Below are 22485 nucleotides of genomic sequence, written 5' to 3'. Positions count from 1 at the left end.
CAAGGCGACCTCAGTAGCCCGACTTACCCCCGGGCCGCTGGCGTGCAAAAAGCCCCGTGGTCCGCGCGCCCTGCCGTGCAAAACGTTCACGGCGGGCCACCTTGGGGTCCACTTTCAGTGGGCGGTAGACCTCCACACGGTCCAGATGTCTGATTGCGGCGTCAGGCAACACTGCACGCCCCCAGATGCCCAGGGTCGGCCGGTCTGCACTGCCCTGCGGCCCCAGTGCGCCATCCGCCCCACACGCCCGCAACGCATCAGCCACGGTGGCACCTTCGGGCAGTTGAAGTACCCATTCCTGCGTTTTGCGAGGAGCAATACAGACCACCACCGTGACCTGCACAGTGCTCCCCGGCACCCGCTCAGCCATACACCTGCTCCGCACGCTTCACAAAGGCATCGACCATGCTGCCAGCGATGCGGTCAAACACCGGGCCTACGAGCGCCGCGAGCGTGGCACTGTCAAAACCGTAGTTCAGCAGCAATTCCACCTTGCATGCGCGCTGCGAACCGTCGCCCACCGGGTGGAAGTGCCAGTCGCCATCCAGGCGGGAGAACGGCCCTTTGATGAGATGCATCTGCACGCGCCGACCTGCCTCGTGGGTATTGCGCGTCACAAAGGTCTGGCGGATGCCGCTGAACGCAATGCCCACTTCGGCGGTCATGCCGTCCTCGGTCTGCTCCAGCACGCCCGCGTGATCGCACCATGGCAGAAACTGGGGGTAGTGTTCCACCCCGGTGACCAGAGCAAACATTTCTTCGGGGCTGTACCAAATGAGGACGGACTTGTGAACGGTTTTCATGCAGACTGTGCCTGGCATCGGTGTGCGCCAAGCGGAGGAAATTAGAATCGCTGCCAGCGACACCCACACATTGTAGGGAGGCCTTTTAACTCCCGGTTTGTGCCGCATCTACCTCTTCATGGCCAAAAAACCCGATCCTACGTCCCGCATTGCCGACAACAAGAAAGCGGCTTACAACTATTTCTTCGAGGAACGCCATGAGGCGGGCATGGTGCTGCACGGCTGGGAGGTCAAGGCCCTGCGCGAGGGCAAGGTGCAGCTGACCGATGGCTACGTGCTGATCCGCGATGGCGAGCTGTATCTGCTCGGCTGCCTGATCCATGCGCTCAAGACCGCCTCCACCCACGTCAACCCCGAATCAGCGCGCACCAAGAAACTGCTGCTCAAGAAAGACGACATCAAGCGCCTGATCGGCAAGGTCGAGCAAAAGGGCTACACGCTGGTGCCGCTCAATCTGCACTGGAAAAACGGCTTTGTGAAATGCGAAATTGCCCTGGCCAAGGGCAAGGCTGAGCATGACAAGCGCGACACCATCAAGGACCGCGAAGGCAAGCGCGAGGTGGAGCGCGCCATGAAAAGTCGCAGCCGCTGAGGCATGCGTGCGATGCGGTCTGCGCTCACCCAGCCCAGCCTTTGAGATTTTTTTGTGACGCCGTGGAATAAACCGCTGCGCCCATGTGTTTGTCCCGGTGCAAGGCAGCATTCGCCTCCGCCTGCACCACACCCTGGAGAAACCCATGAAAAAACTGATCTCGATGGCCGCCTTCGTCGCAGCAGCCGCACTGGCCGGCTGCGCCACCATGAACGACTCGCCCGTAAAGACCATGGACGGCGTACTGGTCGGAGCGGGCGGCATGACGCTGTACACGTTCGACCGCGACGCGGCAGCCAGTGGCAAGTCGGTGTGCAACGGCCCCTGCGCCACCAACTGGCCACCACTCATGGCCAGCAAGGCACCCGGTGGCGACTACAGCGTCATCACCCGTGACGATGGCAAGACCCAACTGGCCTACAAAGGCAAGCCGCTCTACTACTGGATCAAGGACACCAAGCCCGGCGACAAAACCGGCGACGGGGTGAACCAGGTCTGGCGCACCGCACGGCCCTGAGAACCCTTCAACGCCGCACAGGCCCCACACGGCATGAACCGCACCCAGGTCATCGAACAACTGCCCGGCCTGCGCCGGTACGCGCGGGTGCTCACAGGCGATGCCTGGGCGGCCGATGATCTGGTGCAGGACACGCTGGAACGTGCCTGCAGCAAGTGGTTGCTGTGGCGCACGGGCAGCGACCTGCGCGCGTGGTTGTTCACTCTGATGCACAACCTGTACCTCAACCAACGCCGTGCGCTGCCCGCGCTGGCGCAGGTGGACATCGACGACATTCACGACCAGTTGCCGGGTGCCCGCGCTCCCTCGGATGACGCCCTGGATCTGGAGCGCTGTCTGCAGCGCCTGCCCGCCGACCAGCGGGCCGTGCTTCTGCTGGTGGCCATGGAGGACATGAGCTACGAGGACACCGCGCGCATTCTGGGCATTCCGGCAGGCACTGTGATGTCACGCCTGTCCCGCGCCCGCACGCGCCTGCGCGCGCTGATGGACCGAGAGCCCGCGCCCAGCCCTATACCGGCTGCCCACGCAGACGCACCCGCAGCAGGCGCTGTGCCTGTGCTGCGTCGCCTCAAATAAAAAAGAGCCATGACCCGCCCCCCCACCATGGACCCGATCCACCCTGCCCCCCACCCACGCGCTGGCGAAAGCAGCACCTGGCACGCCCTCGTGGACGGCCAATTGCCGCCCGCACAGGCGCAGGCGCTGCGCGAGCAATTGCAGGATGATCAGGAAGCGCAGGCCACACTGGCGCACTGGCAGGCACAGCGAGAGCAGCTACACGCCCTGCACCAGGACCTGCTCCACGCCCCCGTGCCCGATACGTTGATGGCCGCAGCATTGCGGGCCACGGACCGCCGGGAGCAGCAGGCGCAGTGGTGGCGTTGGGGTGGCATGGCCGCCTCCGTGTTGCTGGCCTTTGTGCTGGGGTGGACGGGACGCGGCCAGTGGCCCGCCGTGGCACCCGGCAAAACGCTGGCGACGGGCAACGGCACCACGCTGCTGGCTGCCGAACCGGCACAACGCTTCGCCCAGCAAGCCGCAGTCGCCCACGCGGTGTACCAGCCCGAAGTCCGCCACCCCGTGGAAGTTACAGCCGCCCAGCAAGACCACCTGGTGCAATGGCTGTCCAAGCGGCTGGACCGCCCGCTCAAGGTCCCCGCGCTGGGCGCGCAGGGTTATGAGCTGGTGGGTGGCCGCTTGCTGCCTGGCGACACCGGGGTGCGCGCGCAGTTCATGTACCAGAACAGCGCAGGCCAGCGCATCACGCTGTACCTGGGCGCCTTGGCTGCGGCATCCACCAGCCCTGGCCCTGCCAGCGACAACACGCCCCGTCCAAAGCCACCGACCACCGCAAGCGCGACCGCATTCCAGTTCACGCAAGATGGCCCGGTGCCAGGCTTTTACTGGACGGACGCGGGCTTTGGCTACGCCTTGAGCGGACAGCTGTCCCGCACCGAGCTGCTGAGCTTGGCGACAGCGGCGTACCAACAGCTGAACCCCTGACGCGCCGCCAGGGACTCTCCGGGTGGACTGCCCGGCTACAACCGTCGCCGATCAGGACAAATGGGCCAGCGGGTGGGCGTGTGCAGGCCAGGGGCTGGTGAAGAACTGCGCCACCATATCGGGCGTCACGTCCTCGATGCGGCCAGGGTTCCATTGGGGCGCATGGTCCTTGTCCACGGCCAGGGCTCGGATGCCCTCCACCGTTTCGCTCTGGCCGGGGCGCAGGAAGAAGCAGTGGCGCACCATGTCGCGCTCCATGCGCAGGTCGTCGGCCAAGCCCATGTCCCGTGCGCGGCGGATTTGTTCCAGCACCACGTGCAACATGAGGGGCGAGCGCTTGCGCAGCGTGGCCGCCGTGGCGCGTGCCCAGTCACTGTCGGCCGCTTCAAGCGCCGCCACGATCTCGCCCACGCTGCCCAACGAAAAATATTGGTCAATTTGGCCCCTAGCGCTTTTCTGCAAAGCGCTAGCAGCTACAAATTTAGAAGCAACATAGTCTTTGACGGCAGCACCGCTGGCAAAGCTCTGGGTGCCCAGCGCCTCCCACACGGCCGCTTGCTGGTCAGCAGGCAGACAACCGTCTGCCAACCGGTTTTCGATGGCATCACCGGCGCCAATGGTGTCGCCGGTGAGCGCCAGCCATTCGCCCACACGACCGGGACACCGGCTCAGAAAATAGCCCCCCCCCACATCCGGGAACAGGCCAATGGCCGTCTCCGGCATGGCCATCTTCGTGCGCTCGGTCACCACGCGCAGGGCGGCGCCCTGGCTGATGCCCATGCCGCCACCCATCACGATGCCGTCCATGAAGGCGATGTAGGGCTTGGCGTAGTTGTGGATCAGGTGGTTGAGCGCGTACTCCTCGGTGAAGAAGTCCTCGATCAGCGGGTTGCCCTGGCTGCCCGCCTGGTGCAAAAAGCGGATGTCTCCACCGGCGCAGAAGGCACCAAACGGGCCTTCCTTGTTGCTGCCACGGATGGCCACGGCCAGCACCCGCGCATCGTTTTGCCATGCCAGCAAGATGCCCATGAGGTCACGCACCATGCCCAGCGAGAGGGCATTGAGCGCACGCGGGCGGTTCAACGTGATGAAGCCCACCGGGCCTCGCACTTCACTCAACACATCAGGCAATACCGTCTCCGTCATTTTTGTTCCTTCCAACCCAATAGTTCATTAAAAACCAGCGCACCGATCACGAGCACGCCTCCCGTCAGCACCGCCGGAGCAGGCTTTTCGCCTGCGCCCAGCCAGGCCAGCAAAATTCCAAAGATGACTTCGAGCAAGCCGAGCAACGCCATCTCTGGCGCCTTGAGCACCCGGCCGCAGCGCACGGCCAGCACACAAGGGATGGCCAATTGCACCACGCCCAACAGCGCCAGCAGGGCCAGGTCATGCCCTGAAGCCTGAAAAGGCAGCGCCAGCGGCAACGTAGCCACCACCGAGATCACCGCGCCGACCAGCACCGCAGGCACCAGGTCCACCGCATGGCCGTGGCGCTGCGAATGCTGCACCACCGTCCAGTTGATGGCGGCTGCCACCGGCACACACAGCGCCACCAGCGTACCTGCCAGGGGCAGGCCCGCCATCTGCGAACCATACATCCACCCAATGCCCAGCCCAGCCACGGCAATCGCGGCCCAGGTGCGCGGGGCGATGTGGTGGCCGATAAAAATGCGCGCGAACAACGCCGTGAGCAGCGGCCCCACGGCCATCGTGACCAGCACATTGGCCACCGGCATGAGCACCAGCGCCACCATGAATGCCGTGAACATCACGCTCCAGCACACGCCAGAGATCCACAGCGCACGGCCGCTGTGGCGCATGGAGGCGAACACCGCCCTGCCCTGCAGCGCAGGCAGGATGACCAGCAGCGACAGCAGCGTGAAGAAGCTGCGCCAGAAGGTCACCTCAAAGCTCGCCGCATGCTCCAGGTGGCGCGTGACCACACCGGCAATGGACCACATGAGGGTCACGGCCACCATCAGCGCCACGGCACGGGAATGTGTCAATTTCAACAGAGGCTCCAGGATTCAGACGGCAAAAAGGCCACTGCGTCGCAGTGGCCCCTTTTTGAACGTGCTCTGAGCGCTTCTCTGAACGCTCCGCCGATCAGGACCGTGCAGCGCGCTTGCGCTCGTTCTCGGTCAGGTGGCGCTTGCGCAAGCGCACAGACTTGGGCGTGATTTCGACCAGTTCATCGTCCTCGATGAATTCCACGCCGTATTCCAGCGTCAGGTCGATCGGGGGCGTGATCTTGATCGCGTCTTCCTTGCCAGAGACACGGAAGTTGGTCAGCTGCTTGGTGCGCGTGGCGTTCACGATCAGGTCGTTGTCGCGACTGTGAATGCCCACGATCATGCCTTCGTACACGGGGTCGTTCGCCTTCACGAACATGCGGCCACGGTCGTCCAGCTTGCCCAGGGCGTAGGTGAAGATTTCACCATCGTCCATGGAGATCAGCACACCGTTCTTGCGGCCACCGATGTCGCCCTTGTGCGGCTCGTAGCTGTCGAAGATGTTGGAGATCAGGCCCGAACCACGCGTCAGGTTCAGGAATTCGTTGGTGAAACCGATCAGGCCACGTGCGGGGATACGGTATTCGAGGCGTACGCGGCCACGGCCGTCGGACTCCATGTTCACCAATTCGCCCTTGCGCTCGCCCAAGGCCTGCATCACGCCGCCCTGGTGGCCTTCTTCGATGTCCACCGTCACCAGCTCGATAGGCTCGTGCTTCACGCCGTCGATGTCCTTGAACACCACGCGGGGCTTGGACACCGCCAGCTCGTAGCCTTCACGGCGCATGTTTTCCAAGAGGATGGTCAGGTGCAGTTCACCCCGGCCCATCACTTCGAAGATACCTTCTTCATCGGTCTCAGACACGCGCAGGGCCACGTTGTGCTGCAGCTCCTTTTGCAGACGGTCCCAGATCTGGCGGCTGGTCACGAACTTGCCTTCGCGGCCGGCCAGGGGCGAGGTGTTTACGCAGAAGTTCATGGTCAGCGTGGGCTCGTCCACCTTCAGCATGGGCAGCGGCGACGGGTTGGCGGGGTCGGTCACGGTCACGCCGATGCCGATGTCTTCGATGCCGTTGATCAGCACGATGTCGCCAGGGCCCGCCAGCGGCGTCTGCATGCGATCAAGGCCCTGGAAGGTCAGCACCTGGTTGACACGGCCCTTGACGGACTTGCCATCGGGGCCTTCCATGACGAGCACATCCTGGCCGGGCTTGATGGTGCCCTGGCTGATGCGGCCCACGCCGATGCGGCCCACAAAGGTGGAGAAGTCCAGCGCCGAAATCTGCAGTTGCAGCGGAGCGGCTGGGTCGCCCGTGTTCGGTGGAACGTGCGAGAGGATCGTGTCGAACAGGGCCGACATGTCGGGACCCCACTGCTCACCAGGTGCGCCTTCTTCCAGCGACGACCAGCCGTTGATGCCCGAGGCGTACACCACGGGGAAGTCGAGTTGTTCGTCGGTGGCACCGAGCTTGTCGAACAGGTCGAACGCGGCGTTCACCACCTTGTCGGGGTTGGCACCGGGCTTGTCCACCTTGTTCACCACCAGGATGGGGCGCAGGCCCAAAGCCAGGGCCTTCTTGGTCACGAAACGCGTTTGGGGCATGGGGCCTTCTTGCGCGTCGATCAGCAGCACCACGCTGTCCACCATGGACAGCGCACGCTCCACTTCACCGCCGAAGTCCGCGTGGCCGGGGGTGTCCACGATGTTGATGTGCGTGCCCTTCCAGCTCACGGCGCAGTTCTTGGCCAGGATGGTAATGCCACGCTCTTTTTCAATCGCGTTGTTGTCCATCACGGTGTCAACGACCTTTTCGTGGTCGGCGAAGGTGCCGGACTGGCGCAGCAGCTGGTCGACCATGGTGGTTTTGCCGTGGTCAACGTGGGCAATGATCGCGATGTTGCGGATTTGTTTCGTCGTCATAGTTTTTCCAATGTGCCGCTGGCTTGAGGGTGCGGCATGCCTTCCAAAATTTGTTGAATTTCCAGCGGACTCAGGAGCCTGTCCGGCACCAGCTCCCCGCCCACGATGTGGCCCACCCCCAGCAGTGCCGGAGGATTCTCGCCGAACACCGCCACGGCACTGGCATCGGGCCAGGTGCCACGGCGACGCACGCCCGACAGGAATCGGGCTGCATTCTCGCCGTCCAGCGTGACACGCACGTGTTGTGCCAGCAGCGACTCGGGCGCCTCCAGGCTGGCCAGGCGCTCCGCCTCCGGCATGGCTTCCAGCTGGGCCAGCGTGACGCAGCGCTCCACACCGATTCCACCCGTGTCGATGCGGCGCAAGAAGGTCAGGTGCGCGCCGCAACCCAGCGCCGCCCCGATGTCTTCACCCAGCGTGCGGATGTAGGTGCCTTTGCTGCAAGTTACTATTATTTTGATAGCTACTTGCGCCTTATCTGTCTGCGTCAGGGTCAGTTTTAATGCATGAATGACGACATCGCGCGCTTCACGCTCTACCGTGACACCTGCTCGCGCGTACTCGTACAGCGCCTTGCCGTCTTTCTTGAGCGCACTGTGCATCGGCGGCACCTGGCGAATAGGGCCGGTGAACTGCTCTTGCACGGCCGCAAGACGCTCAGGGGTCAGCTGTGCCAAGTCCACATCACAGCGTTGCACCACATCGCCTTCAGCGTCGCCGGTGGTGGTGGTGGTGCCCAGCAGTGCAACGGCTTCGTAGGTCTTCGGCGCATCCAGCTGCAGCTGGCTGAACTTGGTGGCCGCGCCAAAACACAGCGGCAACACGCCGGTGGCCAATGGGTCCAGCGTGCCGGTATGGCCCGCCTTTTCGGCGCGCAAGAGCCATTTCGCCTTTTGCAAGGCATCGTTGCTCGAAAGGCCGAGCGGTTTGTCGAGCAGCAACACCCCATGCACAGGGCGCCGCTGCACCCTGGTGCGAGGCGCGTGCATGGACTACTCCTCTTTTGCGCGGGAAGAAACTGCCTTGGCGATCAAGGCGTTCATGTCGGCCGCACGCTCGGAGGTGCGGTCGAACACAAAGTGCAGCGTGGGCACCGTGTGGATGTGCAGGCGCTTGAACAAGCCGTTGCGCAGGAAACCCGCAGCCTGGTTGAGCGCCGCCTGTGTCTCCACAGGGTCGCCCGTCAACAGGCTGAAGAACACCTTGGCATGTGCGTAGTCTGGAGTCACCTCCACACCCTGCAGCGTCACCATGCCCACACGCGGATCTTTCAACTCGCGCGCGATCAGTTCCGTCAGATCGCGCTGGATCTGATCGGCGACCTTGAAGGCGCGGTTGGGGGTGGAAGATTTCTTCGCAGCCATGTCGTCGTCACCGATGCCTTACAGCGTCCGCGCGATTTCCTTGATGTCAAAGAATTCGAGGTGATCGCCTTCCTTGATGTCGTTGTAGTTCTTGAGCTTGATACCGCACTCAAAGCCTTCCTTGACATCCTTGACATCGTCCTTGAGGCGCTTGATCGAATCGACTTCGCCGGTGTAGACCACCACGTTATCGCGCAGCAGGCGGAAGCGTGCGTTGCGATGGACCATGCCCGAAGTGATGTACGAACCGGCAATCGTGCCGATCTTGGTCGCAACGAACACCGTGCGGATCTCGGCGGTGCCGATGATCTCTTCGCGCTGCTCGGGGGCCAGCATGCCGGACATCGCCACACGCAGCTCGTCCACAGCGTCGTAAATGATGCTGTAGTAGTGCAGATCGACGCCATTGCCTTCGGCTAGCTTGCGCGCACCGGCATCGGCCCGCACGTTGAAGCCGATCACGATGGCCTTGGAGGCGATCGCCAGGTTGATGTCGGACTCGCTGATGGCGCCCACGGCGGCGTACACCAGCTGCACCTTGACTTCGTCGGTCGAGAGCTTGAGCAGCGACTGCGCCAGCGCTTCCTGCGAACCCTGTACATCGGCCTTGACGATGATGGGCAACATCTTCACTTCGCCCGCCGTCATGTCGGCAAACATGTTTTCCAGCTTGGCGGCCTGTTGCTTGGCCAGCTTGGTGTTGCGGAACTTGCCGGCACGGTAGGTCGCGATTTCGCGGGCACGGCGTTCGTCCGTGAGCACCATGAATTCGTCGCCGGCCTGCGGCACTTCCGTCAGACCCTGGATTTCCACCGGGATCGACGGGCCTGCCGTCTTGGCGACCTTGCCGTTTTCGTCCAGCATGGCGCGCACGCGGCCATAGGTCTGGCCAGCCAGCACAATGTCGCCCACCTTGAGCGTGCCGGACTGAACCAGCACCGTGGCCACAGGGCCGCGGCCCTTGTCGAGCTGGGCTTCGATCACCAGACCCTTGGCCAGTGAATCGACCGGTGCCTTGAGTTCCAGCACTTCGGCCTGCAGCAGCACTTGCTCCAGCAGCGTGTCGATGCCCATGCCGGTCTTGGAAGACACAGGCACGAACGGCGAATCGCCACCGTACTCTTCAGGCACCACCTCTTCGACCACCAGCTCCTGCTTGACACGGTCGGGGTTGGCATCGGGCTTGTCGGCCTTGGTGATCGCCACCACGATAGGAACACCAGCCGCCTTGGCGTGCTTGATGGCTTCCTTGGTCTGGGGCATGACACCGTCATCGGCCGCCACCACCAGGATCACGATGTCCGTGGCCTGGGCACCACGGGCACGCATGGCCGTGAAGGCCTCGTGGCCCGGGGTGTCAAGGAACGACACCATGCCGCGTGGTGTTTCCACGTGGTAGGCACCGATGTGCTGCGTGATGCCACCGGCTTCACCCGCAGCCACCTTGGCGCGGCGAATGTAATCGAGCAGCGAGGTCTTGCCATGGTCCACGTGACCCATGACGGTCACCACAGGAGCACGTGGCAACAATTCCACGTTCTGCTGGGTCGTATCGTCGTCGGTAAAGGCTTCTGGATCGTCCAGCGCTGCCACCACCGCCTTGTGGCCCAGTTCTTCCACCACGATCATGGCGGTGTCCTGGTCCAGCGGCTGGTTGATGGTGACCATCTGGCCCATCTTCATCAGTGCCTTGATCACTTCAGACGCCTTGATCGACATCTTGTGTGCCAGCTCTGCCACCGTGATGGTTTCGGGCACATGCACTTCAATGATGCGCGCCTCGACCGGTGCAGACTGCTGGTGATCGTCGCGATGGTCGCGGCTGTCGCCACGGCGGCCACGCGGGCCACCACGCCAGTTGTTGCGACCGACACCGCCGCTGCTGTCGCCACGGGTCTTGATTTCTTTTTTCTTGGCGGTGTCGTTGGCCCAGCTGGAGGACAGCTTGGCCGACTTCACTTCCTTGCCAGCGCCTGGCGCACCTGCGCCTGCCCCGGCAGTGGCGGGAGCGCCTGCGCGCGCCACACCGGTGCCGACAGCCGGCTTGTGCAGGGTGCCCTTCTTGGCATCCCCCACGGCAGCGGGCTTGGCCACTGGCTTGGGTTCTTCTGGCTTCTTGGCCACCATGACCGCCTTCTTGGGCGTTGCCATCATGGACCGGATCGCAGCAGCTTCCGCTTCGGCCTTGCGGCGACGGGCGTCCAGGTCAGCAGCGCGCGCTGTTTCCTCGTCGGCACGTGCCTTGGATTCAGCGGCAGCCTTTTCGCGGGCTTCAGTTTGGGCTGCATTGCGTGCAGCGGCTTCGGCCGCTTGCTCGCGGGTGGCCTCCTGCTTGACAGCAGAGGCTTGTGCCTTCTTCTCGGCTTCCTGGGCGGCATAGGCGGCAGCGCGCTCTTCAGCTTCACGCTCACGCTTTTCGCGCGCTTCACGCTCGGCACGCTTTTCGGCCAGCTCCGTCTCCTGGCGGCGGATCAGCTCGGCCTGGCGGCGAGCTTCTTCCTCGCGGCGGGACAGTTCCAGGTCTTCGCTGGAAACAGCGGCCTCTTCCGCAGCGGCGGGCGCATGGGATTCGGCAGATGCCTCGGCACCTTCGTCGCGCTGGATGAACGTGCGCTTCTTGCGCACTTCCACCTGGATCGTGCGGGCCTTGCCCGTGGCATCCGCCTGCTTGATCTCGCTGGTGGACTTCTTCACCAGCGTGATCTTCTTGCGGTCGGCCGAAGCCGTGCCGTGGCTGGCCTGCAAATAAGCAAGCAGCTTTTGCTTGTCCGACTCGGTCAACGCGTCGGAAGGGGCGGCCTTGCCCACGCCCGCAGCTTTGAGCTGGTCGAGCAGGGTTTCAGGCGATTTTTTGAGTTCGGTTGCAAACTCGGCGACAGTATTACTGGACATATGTGGTTCGTGCCTCCCTGACCTTTACTCTTGCCCCGCGAACCAGTGTTCGCGCGCCTTCATGATCAAGGCTTTGGCATCTTCTTCAGACTGTCCGGTCAGGTCGGTCAGTTCATCAATGGCCAGATCGGCCAGGTCGTCACGTGTGTGCACACCGCCTTCAGCCAACTTGGCAATCAGCTCGGGGGTGAGGCCTTCGAGGTCGCGCAGGTCCTGGGAGACCTCTTCCACGCTTTCCTCACGGGCGATTTCCATCGTGAGCAGCGCATCCTTGGCACGGGCACGCAACTCGTTGACGGTGTCTTCGTCGAAGCTTTCGATCTCCAGCATTTCCTGCAGCGGCACATAGGCCACTTCTTCGAGGCTGTTGAAGCCTTCGGAGATCAGGATGTCGGCGATTTCCTCGTCCACATCGAGCTTTTCCATGAACAGCTTGCGGGCCGTGTCGGTCTCGTTGGCCTGCTTTTGCGCGCTTTCGGCGGCGTCCATGATGTTGATCTTCCAGCCAGTCAGATCGGACGCCAGACGCACGTTCTGACCACCACGGCCAATGGCGATGGCGAGATTTTCCTCGTCCACGACCACGTCCATGGCGTGTTTTTCTTCATCGACCACGATGGAGGACACGTTGGCCGGGGCCAGGGCGCCGATCACAAACTGTGCAGGGTCTTCGGACCACAGCACGATGTCCACGCGTTCGCCAGCGAGTTCGTTGGTCACCGCATTGACGCGGGTGCCACGCACACCGACGCAGGTGCCAATGGGGTCCACGCGCTTGTCGTGGCTCAGCACGGCGATCTTGGCGCGCGAGCCGGGGTCACGGGCGCAGGACTTGATTTCCAGCAGGCCTTGTTCGATCTCAGGCACTTCGTTGCGGAAGAGTTCGATCATGAACTCGGGGGCCGAGCGCGACAGGATGATGGGAGCGCCGCGCAGCGCCAGGTCCACTTCCATGATCATGGCACGCACACGGTCGCCACTGCGCAGGTTTTCCTTCGGGATCATCTCGCCACGGCGCAGACGTCCTTCCACACGGCCGGATTCGACAATGATGTCGCCCTTGTCCATGCGCTTGACGGTGCCGGTAAAGATTTTCTCGCCGCGCGACATGAAGTCGTTGAGCAGCATTTCGCGCTCGGCGTCGCGGATCTTCTGCAGGATGACCTGCTTGGCAGCCATGGCGCCGATGCGGCCGATGGGCACGGACTCGACACCTTCTTCGATGTACTCGCCCACTTCGATGTCCGGAATGCGGTCCTTCGCATCCATCAGCAGCTCTTCGGCCTCGGGGTTTTGCAGGCCGGCATCATCGGGCACCACCAGCCAGCGACGGAAAGTCTCATAGTTGCCGCTGTCGCGATCTACGGACACGCGAATGTCCACCTCGCCCTGGTACAGCTTCTTGGTAGCCTGGGCCAGGGCCGACTCCACGGCGCCCAAGACCACATCACGCTCCACGTTCTTTTCGCGCGAAATGGCCTCAACCAACATCAACAATTCGCGATTCATGCGACGACTCTCCTATTTCAATCACCCGAAGGCGGAGGCTGCGCGCGGCTGCCACCCACCCCAATTTTTCAGCATCCACTCAGGCGGGTGCCGCCCCAGCCTTGCCTGCACGCCCCTTGAAATCCACGATGGGCGCCAGGCGCACATCCCGAACCTCGTCCAAGGTAAAGCCCAGCGCCTGCAATGGGGCGGGCACACGTTTCTTGCTGACCCTTTGACCTGGCTTGACCGGCGGCTCGTCACTCCAGACGATCTGCCACCCCCCAGCCTCGGCGCGCTCCAGCGTGCCGCGAAATTTCTTGCGGGTGGCATTCACCTGCCCCGCCGCCGCCGCAACGCCGATGGGCGCCTTCAGGGTGACGTCGATGACCGAACCCTCGAAGCGGACAAAGTCTTGCTCATGGCGCAGGGGGCGATCGATGCCGGGGGACGACACTTCGAGGCGCTTGTACTCGACGCCATCGACCTCCAGCGCAAACTGCAGCTGGCGCGTGACCTTCTCGCAATCCTCGACGGTCACGAACTGCTCAACCACGGGCTGGGGCGCATCAGCGGCCGGCTGCACCCAGGGCAAGTCGATGGTGACGCGCAGCAAACCGCCAGCGGAGCGTTCGATCTCCACCAGGTCATACCCCAGGCCCGTCACAATTTGTTCAACGACTTGCTGCAATGCCACGTGTTCAGTTCAATCCCGGAAAAACAAAAAACCCGATAACCCCCGGAGACTCTTCCCCGACAGCTTCGAGCTCCAAAAGCGTTCGACCAAAAAAAACGGGCGGTTGGTACCCGCCCGTTTGGTCGTGAGAGTCGTATTGTAGCGCGCAAAGTGTTGATTTGCAAAGGCGCGGACGGGCAAAACTGTTGTCAACGCGCCCAGGCCAGTGTGCATGCGGCCTGCCGGACGATGTGGTGCCAAAACGGCACCTGGCGCTTATCCAATCGGCGCGAGCAGCTATGACTGTGATAGCGGCAGCAGCAGCTCGGCCAGATCGCCCTCGGTGAACAGCGGCTCCTTGCGTGCAGCGGAGTCGCTGTACAGACTGCCGGCCAGCTGCGCCTTGCGCTCCTGCAGCGCCAAAATTCGCTCTTCAATCGTGCCCTGCGCCACCAGTTTGATCACCCATACGCTCTGTGTCTGTCCAATGCGGTGGGCGCGGTCGGTGGCCTGGTTTTCCACCGCCGGGTTCCACCAGGGGTCGTAGTGAATCACCGTGTCGGCCTGCGGCAGGTTCAGCCCCACCCCGCCCGCCTTCAGGCTGACCAGGAACAGCGGCACCTGCCCGCTGGTGAACTGTTCGATGATCGCGTCGCGCTTCTGGCTCTGCCCCGTGAGCTTGACCCAGGGCAGGTTGCGTTTTTTCAGCTCGGCCTCGATCAGCGTGAGCATGCTGGTGAACTGCGAGAACAGCAAAATGCGCCGCCCTTCGGCCAGCATCTCGGGCAGCAGCGCCATCAGCTGGTCCAGCTTGGCCGATGTCTTGACCTTCTTGGCAGCATCCAGCGGCACGAGTTGCGGGTGGCAGCACACCTGGCGCAGCTTGAGCAGCGCATCAAGGATGGTGATCTGCGACTTCGCCAGCCCCTTGGTCTGCAGGGCTTCGCGCACGGTTTTTTCCATACCCAGGCGGATGGTTTCGTACAGATCGGCCTGCGTGCCGGTCAGCTCCACGGGCATCACCGAGTCGACCTTGGGCGGCAGCTCGCCCGCCACCAGGGCCTTGGTCCTGCGCAGCATGAAGGGCGTGATGCGCGCGCGCAGCTGCGCCATGCGCGCGCCGTCGCCCTGCTTTTCGATGGGCGTGCGAAACACCTCCTTGAAGCGTGTTTGACTGCCCAGAAAACCTGGCATCAAAAAGTGAAACAGGCTCCAGATCTCGCCCAGGTGGTTTTCCATGGGCGTGCCCGACAGGCACAGCCGGTGGCGCGCCTGCAGCTGGCTGACCACCTGCGCGGCATGCGTGCTGGCGTTCTTGATGTTCTGCGCTTCATCCAGCACCACCAGGTGCCACTGGTGCGCCAACCAGCGCTCGCGGTCGCGCTGCAGCAGCGAATACGGGGCGATGACCAGGTCATGCTCGGTGACTGTATCTGCCATGCCGTGTCGGCCGGCGCCATGCAGCACCAGACAACGTAGCCCAGGGCAAAAGCGGGCCGCCTCGCGCTGCCAGTTGCCCATGAGGCTCACGGGTGCGATGACCAGCGCAGGTGCGGTCAGCCGCCCCGCGTCTTTTTCGACCTGGATGTGTGCCAGGGTCTGCAGCGTCTTGCCCAGGCCCATGTCGTCGGCCAGCACACCGGCCAGTCCGTGGGCACTCAGAAACTGCAGCCAGTTCAGCCCCTGCTGCTGGTACGGCCGCAAGGTGGCCTGTACGCTGGCGGGCAAAGGCACCTCCGGCAAGGCGCCGACGCCCTGCAACTGGGCCACCATGGCGCGCAAGGCATCGGCGCCCTGCCACACCGCGCCCTCGCCCAACGCGGCGCTGGTGCGCAGCGCGTCCATGCGCGAGAGCTTGAGGCTGTCGCCGCTGAAGTCGTGCGCGCGGTCGCCCACCAGGTCCAGCAAGGCGGCCATCCAGGGGCGCAGCGCGTCGGTCGGCACCCGCACAAAACCCGATGTACCCACACCCCGCAGGTAAGCAAACGGCGGCAGCTGCGGCTGTCCAGTGACGGGGTCGGGCGGCTGCTGGGCGGCAGCGGCGATCAGCAGGGGCAGCAACGGCAGGATGTTGTGGCGCACGCCGTTGATTTCCATGCCCAGCGACAGCGCAAACCAGGGCGATGTGGCCTCATCTTCGCCACTGGGTTGCAGTGACACGTCCAGCGTGTCGGCATGGGTGATCCAGCCGTCCAGCGCCGCGTCCTGCGTAAGCACAAAACCGGCCTCGCGCAACACAGAAAACCCGTTGTCAAACCAGTGCATCCAGTCGTCCTGCGATTCCTCGCCGGGGATGCCGAACAGGCCATCGTCGGTGGCCAGCAGGCCCAGGTCCATCAGGCGTTCAATGGCATCCAGCTCGGCCGCCGCGTCGCGCTGCAGCAGCACCTGACTGCCGTCGGCGCCAGTCACCAGCACACTCAGGTCCTGCCCGGCCCACCAGCCCACATGGCCCTGGTAGTCAAAGCGCAACTGGGCGCTGATGAGGCCCAGGCCCGGCACATCGGCTTCGGGCACGGGCGCCAGGTGCAGGCGCGCCACGGGCCTGACGCCCTGCACGCGTGTGAGAGGGCTGAGCACCGGCGGCAGCGGTAGCATGCCCCCAAGGCGGCTCGCCACCTCGGCATGGTGTTTTTGCAGCGCGGCGGCGGCGAGCGGAGGCGCCTGCAGCAACAGTTCCAGTTGTTCGGGGCTCAACCCCTCGGCCGACACGGGGCCGCACAGGCCCTGGGCGACATCGAGGTACAGGGGCGGGTGGTTAGCACACAGCGTGGCGCTGGGGCTGGGCAGGCGGGCCTGCAAGGTCCAGGCGTTGTCGCCACCGTCGCCACCACCGGACGCGACTTTTTCTTTCCAGGCCCAGGCAATGGGCTGCGGATCGCCCCAGCGCAGCGGCACGCCCACCGTGGAGCCGCCTGCATCCACAAACAGACGCCCCGTGGCAGCCGCCTGCTGCAGTGCCAGCAGGCCTACAGCTCCCTCCAGCACACCCGTCGGCGCGCCGCTGTAGGCCGAGTAGTAGCCCACGCTGCGCGGCATGGCACGCAGCAGTTGCAGCAGCTGGCGGTCTGCATCCGTGGCGCGGTCATACACCGCCTGGCCGGGTCCAGGTTGGGTCCGGACGGCCTTGGGCATGGCCCAGCCGCCGGTGAGCTTGGGGTAGGACACCACGGCCTCGATCTGCAGCTGTGGCGCGCCATTGCGCAGGCGCCCGATGGTGGAGAGCAGGTAGAGGTAACACTCCGGCCGGTCTGCCTGTGCGCCAGCCAGTGGCAGCGCGGCGTTGTCTGCCGCCAGATCCCAGTCGTTCAGCCAACGCACCAGGCGGGCCTCGGCCTCTGCGCGGGCCTGGGCGGCAACGCGCTCCTGCATAGCCTGCAGCGCTTGCGCGGCCTGCGCTGTAGGGGGCGAACGGGGGGCAGGCTCTGCGCCTGGGCGCATGTCCAGTGCCTTCAGCGTCAGGGCTACGGCGTGTTTGCAGTCTTCGCCCACCGGGCAGGTGCATTCGCCCGTCCAGGAGCGGACCTGGCCGTTGGGCGCCAGCACCAGCTCTACCGACAGCGCGTACGGCTCGGGTTGGGTGCCCTGCACTTCGCCGCCGATGCGCCAGACGCCTTTGCCTTCCTCTTCAACGTCGATGCGGACGACGGCGGACTGCCGGAAAAGTCCCATACCGCGCGACCATGCGCCTTGGTCGCAGTGTGCCTGCAGCGAGCTGATGGAAAAGGACGGAGCAGCGGGGGAAGACACAAATAGAAGCGGAAAATGGCCCTAGCGCTTTACTATCAAGCGCTAGCAGCTACTAAAAAATGAGCAATGAGTGAGTATCCAGAACGCGGCGTTTACTGGCTGCGCGCGGCGCGCACACGCTCAAAAACGCCCTGGGCCTCGCTGCCCGCCCCTGCGCTGCCAGGGGCGGCCTGTAGGCTGGCCAGCAGCCGGGCCAGCACGGGCGCCTGGGGCAGCAGCGGTCCCAGGAACAGCGCGCGCTGGCCGTCGGCAATCAGCAGGGTTGGAAAGGTTTCCACGTCCAGGTCGCCAGCCAGATCGGACTCGTCTTCGATGTCCACCCATTCAAAACGCACCTCCGGATGCGCGCGGGCCAATTCGTCGAACAGGGGGCGGTAGATGCCACAGGTTCCACACCACGCTGCGCACAGGCACACGGCCCACCAGCCACCGGGCGTGGCGGCCGCAGGGCTTGGGGGGGGGGACGGGGGCAATGCGGCGGGGCTGGACATCAAACGGGCTCCTGGGGCTGGCGTGGCGGGAGCGCTGTGAAGACAGCAGGCCCCGCGCTACAAACCGCGTCGTTCGCGGGCGCGGTAAACCTCGATGGTACCCACACCCGGCGCCTGGTTGCCCCAGCTGTTGCGCACAAAGGTCGTCACCGCCGCCACGTCCTCGTCGGACAGAAACTGCTGGAACGGTGGCATGCCATGCGGGCGCGGGTTGCCCGCCGTGGCAGGCAGGTAGCCACCCTGCAGCACCACGCGCACCAGGTTGGTCGGGTCGCTCAGCGTGATGGCGCGGTTGCCCGCCAGCGCCGGGAAGGCGCCGGGTTCGCCCTGGCCTTTGTCGCCATGGCACTGGGCGCAGTGTTGTTCGTACACCTTGCTGCCGCGTGCCATGGCACTGGCTGGCGGGGCGGCTACGGTGGCAGGCACCTTGCGATCCTGCTGCGGCAGGCCCTGCAGGTACACGGCCATGGCGCGCGCATCGGCGTCGCTCAGGTACTGGGTGCTGCGGAACACCACTTCGGCCATGGGGCCCAGCGCCGAGCCGTGCGGGGCCACGCCGGTTTTCAGCAAGGCCACCACGTCTTCGGTTTTCCATTCTTTGACACCCGCCTCATGCGCAGCATTGAGCGCAGGGGCATACCAGTTCTGCACCGGGATCAGCCCGCCGGTAAAGGCCTTGGCGTCGGTGGTGGCGCCCAATGCGTTGCGCGGCGTGTGGCAGGCGGTGCAATGGCCCAGGCCGTTGACCAGGTAAGCGCCCCGGTTGTATTCAGCCGACTGCGTGGGTTCGGGTTGAGGCGCCCCGGGCGTGAAGAACAGCGCCCGCCAAACACCCAGCGCCGCCTGCGTGTTGTACGGAAAACGCAGCGCGTGGTCGCGGTTGGCTTCAGCGGCGGCGGGCAGGCTGTGCAGGTAGGCAAAGATGGCGTCCGAATCCTCGCGCGTCACCTGTGTGTAGTTGGGGTACGGAAAGGCCGGATACAACAGCCGCCCGTCCTTGCTGCGGCCGTGGTGCATGGCGCGCCAGAACTCGGCCGAGGTCCAGCTGCCAATGCCATGTGCCTTGTCGGGCGTGAGGTTGGAGCTGTGCACCACGCCAAACGGCGTCTCGATGCCGCGCCCGCCGGCAAACGGCGCACCGCCCTGCGTGGTGTGGCAGGCCATGCAGTTGCCCACGCGGGCCAGGTACTCGCCGCGCTGAATCAATTCAGGTGTGCTCTGCAGCGTCTCGCCAGCGGGCAGAGGCTCTTCGCCGCGCAAGTTCAGGCTGATCAGCAGTGCTGCCGCAATGCCCAACGCGGCCAGAATGGAAGAGATCGTCCAGAGGATGCGTTTCATCGGTGCATCCCTTCTCAACGTGCAGCCGCAGCGGCCACGGGCACTTCGGCCACACCACCGCAGCGCGCGGGCATCGCAGCAGGCAAGGTGCGGGCGGGCTTGCCCCCCGCCGCCACGGGCTGGGCGGCCAACCAGGCCGAGACAGCACTCACATCGTCGGGCGTGAGCTGGCGGGCAATGTCGGCCATGCAGTCGGGCAGATGCGCCCGGCGCTGGCCGGTCTTCCAGGCACCCAGCTGGCTGTTGAGGTAGTCGCGCGGCAGGCCTAGCAGGCCGGGTATGGACGGGGTCACACCCGTCATGGCTGCGCCATGGCAGGCCACGCAGGCGGGGATATTGCGGGCCCCATCGCCCCCTTGCACCAGCTTGCGGCCTTGCTCCAGCACAGCGGCGGGCGCTTGGGGTGCGGGCGGCGGAGGGTAAGGCAAGTCCAGCGCTGCAAAGTGCTCGGCCATCTCGCGCAGATAGTCGTCGGTCAGGTGTTCAATCAGGTAAGTCATCTGCGGGTAGCTGCGCCGCCCGTCCCGAAAGTTGAGCAGTTGGTTGGCCAGGTAGCCCGCCGGTTTGCCCGCAATGCGCGGAAAGTACCCATCTGGCGTGGCCCGGCCCTCTTTGCCGTGGCACGCGGTACAGGCCAGCACGCGCGAGGACATGGACGACACGGGCACCGTGGCCGCAGGGGTAGCAGGGGGCGTGCTGGCGGGCACCGTCTGGGCCGCAGCGCCAGCCGTCAACGCCAGCGCCACCAGGGCAGCCGCGCCGGGTGCGGAAAAAACAGGGCGCAGCAAGCCGCGCAGGCAATCGATCATGGGGATTTTTCCGTGGGGAAACGGTCGGCGGGCACCTACAAGCCGTGCGCTCGGGGCATGCACCAACACAAGCCGACACTCTACGCCCAGCGGCAAAAACAGTACAGATTCAGTTTCCTGTTAAAAATACAGATCAGTTTGACAAGCAGCCAGCCCCACCACCCCAATGAAACGCTACGAACGCCACGCTGACACCATCGCGCAGCTCATCCACAGCGGCGCGCTGCGCCCTGGCGACCGCGTGCCTTCGGTGCGCGAGGCCAGCCGCACGCGGGGCATCAGCCCGTCCACCGTGTTCGAGGCGTATTACCTGCTGGAGGCACAGGGCCTCATCCACGCCCTCCCGCGCTCGGGCTACTACGTGAGCGCCCGGCTGCCCAGCACGGCCGAGGCCCGCCCCGCCGAGCCCCTGCCCTCGCAGCCCGCCGCCACCTCCACCGGCGTGGCGATCAGCGACCTGGTGTTCGAGGTGCTGGGCCTGGCCCGTGACCGCGATCTGGTACCGCTGGGCTCGGCCTTCCCGGGGTTGGAGCTGTTTCCGCTGGACCGCCTAGCGCGGTGCCTGGCCAGCGGCATGCGCAAGCTCGACCCGTGGAACATCGTGCAAAGCCTGCCACCGGGTGACGAGCGCCTGCGCCAGCAGATCGCGCTGCGCTACGGCCTGCACGGCAGCGCGGTGGATGTGGAAGAAATCATCATCACCAACGGCGCGATGGAGGCGCTCAACCTCTGCCTGGAGGCCGTCACCCAGCCCGGCGATGTGGTGGTGGTCGAATCGCCCACCTTCTATGCCGCCCTGCAGGCGCTGGAGCGGCTGAACCTGCAGGCGCTGGAGATCGCCACCCACCCACGCGACGGCATCGACCTGGCTGCGCTGGCCGAGGCGCTGCAGCGCCAGCCGGCCCACCAACCGGTCAAGGCCTGCTGGCTCATGCCCAGCTTTCAAAACCCGCTGGGCAGCCTGATGCCGGAGGACAAAAAACGCGAACTCGTGGCACTGCTCGCCCGTCACCAGATCCCGCTGATCGAGGACGACGTGTATGGCGAACTGCACTTCGGCCCCCAGCGCCCGCCCCCGGCCAAGGCGTTTGATGCCGAAGGGCTGGTGATGCACTGCAGCTCGTTCAGCAAGAGCCTGGCGCCCGGCTACCGCGTGGGCTGGGTGGCGGCGGGCCGCTTTGCCACGGCGGTGCAGCGGCTAAAGCTGATGACCACACTATCAGCCGCCACACCATCGCAGCAGGCGCTGTCTGAATACCTGCCCCAGGGCGGCTACGACCGGCACCTGCGCGCGCTGCGCCGCAGCCTGGAACAGCAGCAGGCGATTGCGCTGGCGGCGGTGGCCCAGCACTTCCCGCGGGGCACGCGCGTGTCGCGGCCCGAGGGGGGTTACTTTTTGTGGGCAGAGCTTCCGCAGGAGGTCGATGCACTGGCGCTGCATCGTCAGGCACTCGCGCAGGGCATCAGCCTGGCGCCCGGGCAGATTTTTTCGGCCGACCGGCGTTTTGCGCACTGCGTGCGCATCAACTACGGGCACCCGGCACATGACCGCCTGCAACCCGCCCTGGAATGCGTGGGCCGTCTGGCCACTGTGCTGGCTGCCGAGGGTGCGCGCACACCCCTTGGTGCGTGCACCAACAGCTCAAATTTATAGAGCGGCCACTGCAGCACAACCTGTCCGGCACAGACACGGCTCTGAGCCAGGCCGCCAACAAAAAAGCACGCTGAGGATGCCCCTCAGCGTGCTTTACTTTTGATAGCTACCCGCGCTTTATGGGCAAGCGCCAGGGCCTGTTTTTATCCATATCCCTCGTCGCTATCCCTCAGGCGGGGGCATGCCCGCTCAGAAGCTCTCCCATTCGTCGTCGTTGCCGCCCTTGGCTGCGGCTGCAGGCGCTGGCGCGCTGGCAACCGGGGGGCGGGTGCTGGCTGCAGGGGCGGCTGCAGGGGCGGCCGCGCTGGCCTTGGGCGCTGCCAGGCTGGCCTGGGGTTTGGCGGGCTTTGCGCTGCCGATCTTGCTGGCGCCTTTGGTCGCGCCTGCACTGCGTTGGGGGGTGAATGCAGGGGCAGCGATGGGCGCTCGGGGTGCCGGTGCTGGCGCGCTGCGCATGGCGTTGGCGTCGAGCTTGAACACGGCCACGGCGTTGACCAGTTCGCCGGCCTGGGCGTTCAGGGCGCTGGCAGCAGCCGCCATTTCTTCCACCAACGCTGCGTTTTGCTGCGTGGCCTGGTCCATCTGCGTGACGGCTTCTCCCACCTGGCCCACTCCTGCGCTTTGTTCGCTGCTGGCGGCGCTGATCTCTCCCATGATGTCCGTCACTCT

The 22485-nt window shown here is 64.9% G+C and carries 19 protein-coding genes and 1 pseudogene; 5 read left to right on the top strand and 15 right to left on the bottom strand.

The genetic code is table 11. The features are described from left to right. Positions 1-10 precede the first annotated feature (10 nt). Together ACSQ22_RS24730 and ACSQ22_RS24725 are read right to left on the bottom strand one after the other, a co-directional pair. Positions 11-370 carry an RnfH family protein gene (locus ACSQ22_RS24730; RefSeq protein WP_055398152.1) on the bottom strand — a complete coding sequence of 120 codons (360 nt, stop codon included), beginning with the start codon at positions 368-370 and terminating at the stop codon, positions 11-13. Further along, complete coding sequence (locus tag ACSQ22_RS24725; RefSeq protein WP_121420481.1) at positions 363-803, bottom strand: type II toxin-antitoxin system RatA family toxin; 441 nt, start codon at positions 801-803, stop codon at positions 363-365. The genes ACSQ22_RS24730 and ACSQ22_RS24725 overlap by 8 nt, the downstream gene beginning before the upstream one ends. A 118-nt stretch (positions 804-921) precedes the next feature. Between ACSQ22_RS24725 and smpB the strand changes: the two genes are divergently transcribed. The 4 genes from smpB (at position 922) to ACSQ22_RS24705 (ending at position 3418) form a co-directional block, all read left to right on the top strand. Beyond that, complete coding sequence (smpB, locus tag ACSQ22_RS24720; RefSeq protein ID WP_055398252.1) at positions 922-1395, top strand: SsrA-binding protein SmpB; 474 nt, start codon at positions 922-924, stop codon at positions 1393-1395. A gap of 145 nt (positions 1396-1540) precedes the next feature. Beyond that, positions 1541-1912 (top strand): COG4315 family predicted lipoprotein, encoded by a 372-nt coding sequence (locus tag ACSQ22_RS24715; protein WP_436131816.1) that lies wholly within the window; start codon positions 1541-1543, stop codon positions 1910-1912. A gap of 33 nt (positions 1913-1945) precedes the next feature. After that, complete coding sequence (locus tag ACSQ22_RS24710) at positions 1946-2491, top strand: RNA polymerase sigma factor (RefSeq protein ID WP_055398154.1); 546 nt, start codon at positions 1946-1948, stop codon at positions 2489-2491. 9 nt (positions 2492-2500) lie between these two features. Next, positions 2501-3418, top strand: coding sequence for an anti-sigma factor family protein (locus tag ACSQ22_RS24705; protein ID WP_436131815.1), 918 nt, complete (start codon positions 2501-2503; stop codon positions 3416-3418). A gap of 51 nt (positions 3419-3469) precedes the next feature. Here ACSQ22_RS24705 and ACSQ22_RS24700 read toward each other — a convergent pair whose 3' ends face one another. The 12 genes from ACSQ22_RS24700 to ACSQ22_RS24645 form a co-directional block, all read right to left on the bottom strand. Further along, positions 3470-4564: an enoyl-CoA hydratase/isomerase family protein gene (locus tag ACSQ22_RS24700; protein WP_436131814.1), complete on the bottom strand. Its 1095-nt coding sequence runs from the start codon at positions 4562-4564 to the stop codon at positions 3470-3472. Continuing rightward, positions 4561-5436, bottom strand: coding sequence for a DMT family transporter (locus ACSQ22_RS24695; protein WP_121506028.1), 876 nt, complete (start codon positions 5434-5436; stop codon positions 4561-4563). Before ACSQ22_RS24695 ends, ACSQ22_RS24700 begins: the two co-directional genes overlap by 4 nt. A gap of 91 nt (positions 5437-5527) precedes the next feature. Next, the gene (gene typA / locus ACSQ22_RS24690; RefSeq protein WP_055398157.1) at positions 5528-7354 is read right to left on the bottom strand and encodes a translational GTPase TypA; all 1827 of its coding nucleotides are present in this window, start codon (positions 7352-7354) and stop codon (positions 5528-5530) included. Then, positions 7351-8343, bottom strand: coding sequence for a tRNA pseudouridine(55) synthase TruB (gene truB, locus ACSQ22_RS24685; protein ID WP_218300145.1), 993 nt, complete (start codon positions 8341-8343; stop codon positions 7351-7353). Before truB ends, typA begins: the two co-directional genes overlap by 4 nt. Positions 8344-8346: 3 nt before the next feature. Beyond that, complete coding sequence (gene rbfA, locus ACSQ22_RS24680; RefSeq protein WP_010458038.1) at positions 8347-8718, bottom strand: 30S ribosome-binding factor RbfA; 372 nt, start codon at positions 8716-8718, stop codon at positions 8347-8349. A gap of 18 nt (positions 8719-8736) precedes the next feature. Continuing rightward, positions 8737-11610, bottom strand: a complete 2874-nt coding sequence (gene infB, locus ACSQ22_RS24675; protein ID WP_121506026.1) for a translation initiation factor IF-2 — start codon at positions 11608-11610, stop codon at positions 8737-8739. Between the two features lie 24 nt (positions 11611-11634). Then, positions 11635-13119 carry a transcription termination factor NusA gene (gene nusA / locus ACSQ22_RS24670; RefSeq protein WP_436131813.1) on the bottom strand — a complete coding sequence of 495 codons (1485 nt, stop codon included), beginning with the start codon at positions 13117-13119 and terminating at the stop codon, positions 11635-11637. Positions 13120-13198: 79 nt separating this feature from the next. Continuing rightward, positions 13199-13795 (bottom strand): ribosome maturation factor RimP, encoded by a 597-nt coding sequence (gene rimP / locus ACSQ22_RS24665; protein WP_436131812.1) that lies wholly within the window; start codon positions 13793-13795, stop codon positions 13199-13201. A 276-nt stretch (positions 13796-14071) separates the two neighbouring features. Next, positions 14072-17446, bottom strand: coding sequence for an SNF2-related protein (locus tag ACSQ22_RS24660; protein ID WP_436131829.1), 3375 nt, complete (start codon positions 17444-17446; stop codon positions 14072-14074). Between the two features lie 170 nt (positions 17447-17616). After that, positions 17617-18015, bottom strand: a complete 399-nt coding sequence (locus tag ACSQ22_RS24655) for a thioredoxin family protein (RefSeq protein ID WP_436131811.1) — start codon at positions 18013-18015, stop codon at positions 17617-17619. 57 nt (positions 18016-18072) lie between these two features. After that, entirely contained in the window at positions 18073-19353 is a 1281-nt protein-coding gene (locus tag ACSQ22_RS24650; protein WP_436131810.1) for a c-type cytochrome, read from the bottom strand. A gap of 14 nt (positions 19354-19367) precedes the next feature. Beyond that, complete coding sequence (locus ACSQ22_RS24645; RefSeq protein WP_436131809.1) at positions 19368-20162, bottom strand: c-type cytochrome; 795 nt, start codon at positions 20160-20162, stop codon at positions 19368-19370. Positions 20163-20328: 166 nt separating this feature from the next. Between ACSQ22_RS24645 and ACSQ22_RS24640 the strand changes: the two genes are divergently transcribed. Beyond that, on the top strand, positions 20329-21816 hold the full coding sequence (locus ACSQ22_RS24640; RefSeq protein ID WP_436131808.1) for a PLP-dependent aminotransferase family protein: 1488 nt from the start codon (positions 20329-20331) through the stop codon (positions 21814-21816). 189 nt (positions 21817-22005) lie between these two features. On the opposite strand, the pseudogene ACSQ22_RS24635 reads toward ACSQ22_RS24640, so the two are convergent. After that, positions 22006-22485 (bottom strand): annotated as a pseudogene (locus ACSQ22_RS24635) (methyl-accepting chemotaxis protein); the annotation flags it as partial.

This window comes from Acidovorax sp. LjRoot38 (assembly GCF_964252975.1).
In the GTDB taxonomy this organism is placed as follows: Bacteria; Pseudomonadota; Gammaproteobacteria; order Burkholderiales; family Burkholderiaceae_C; genus Acidovorax; species Acidovorax facilis.
This window is presented reverse-complemented; position numbering and strand designations above follow the sequence as displayed.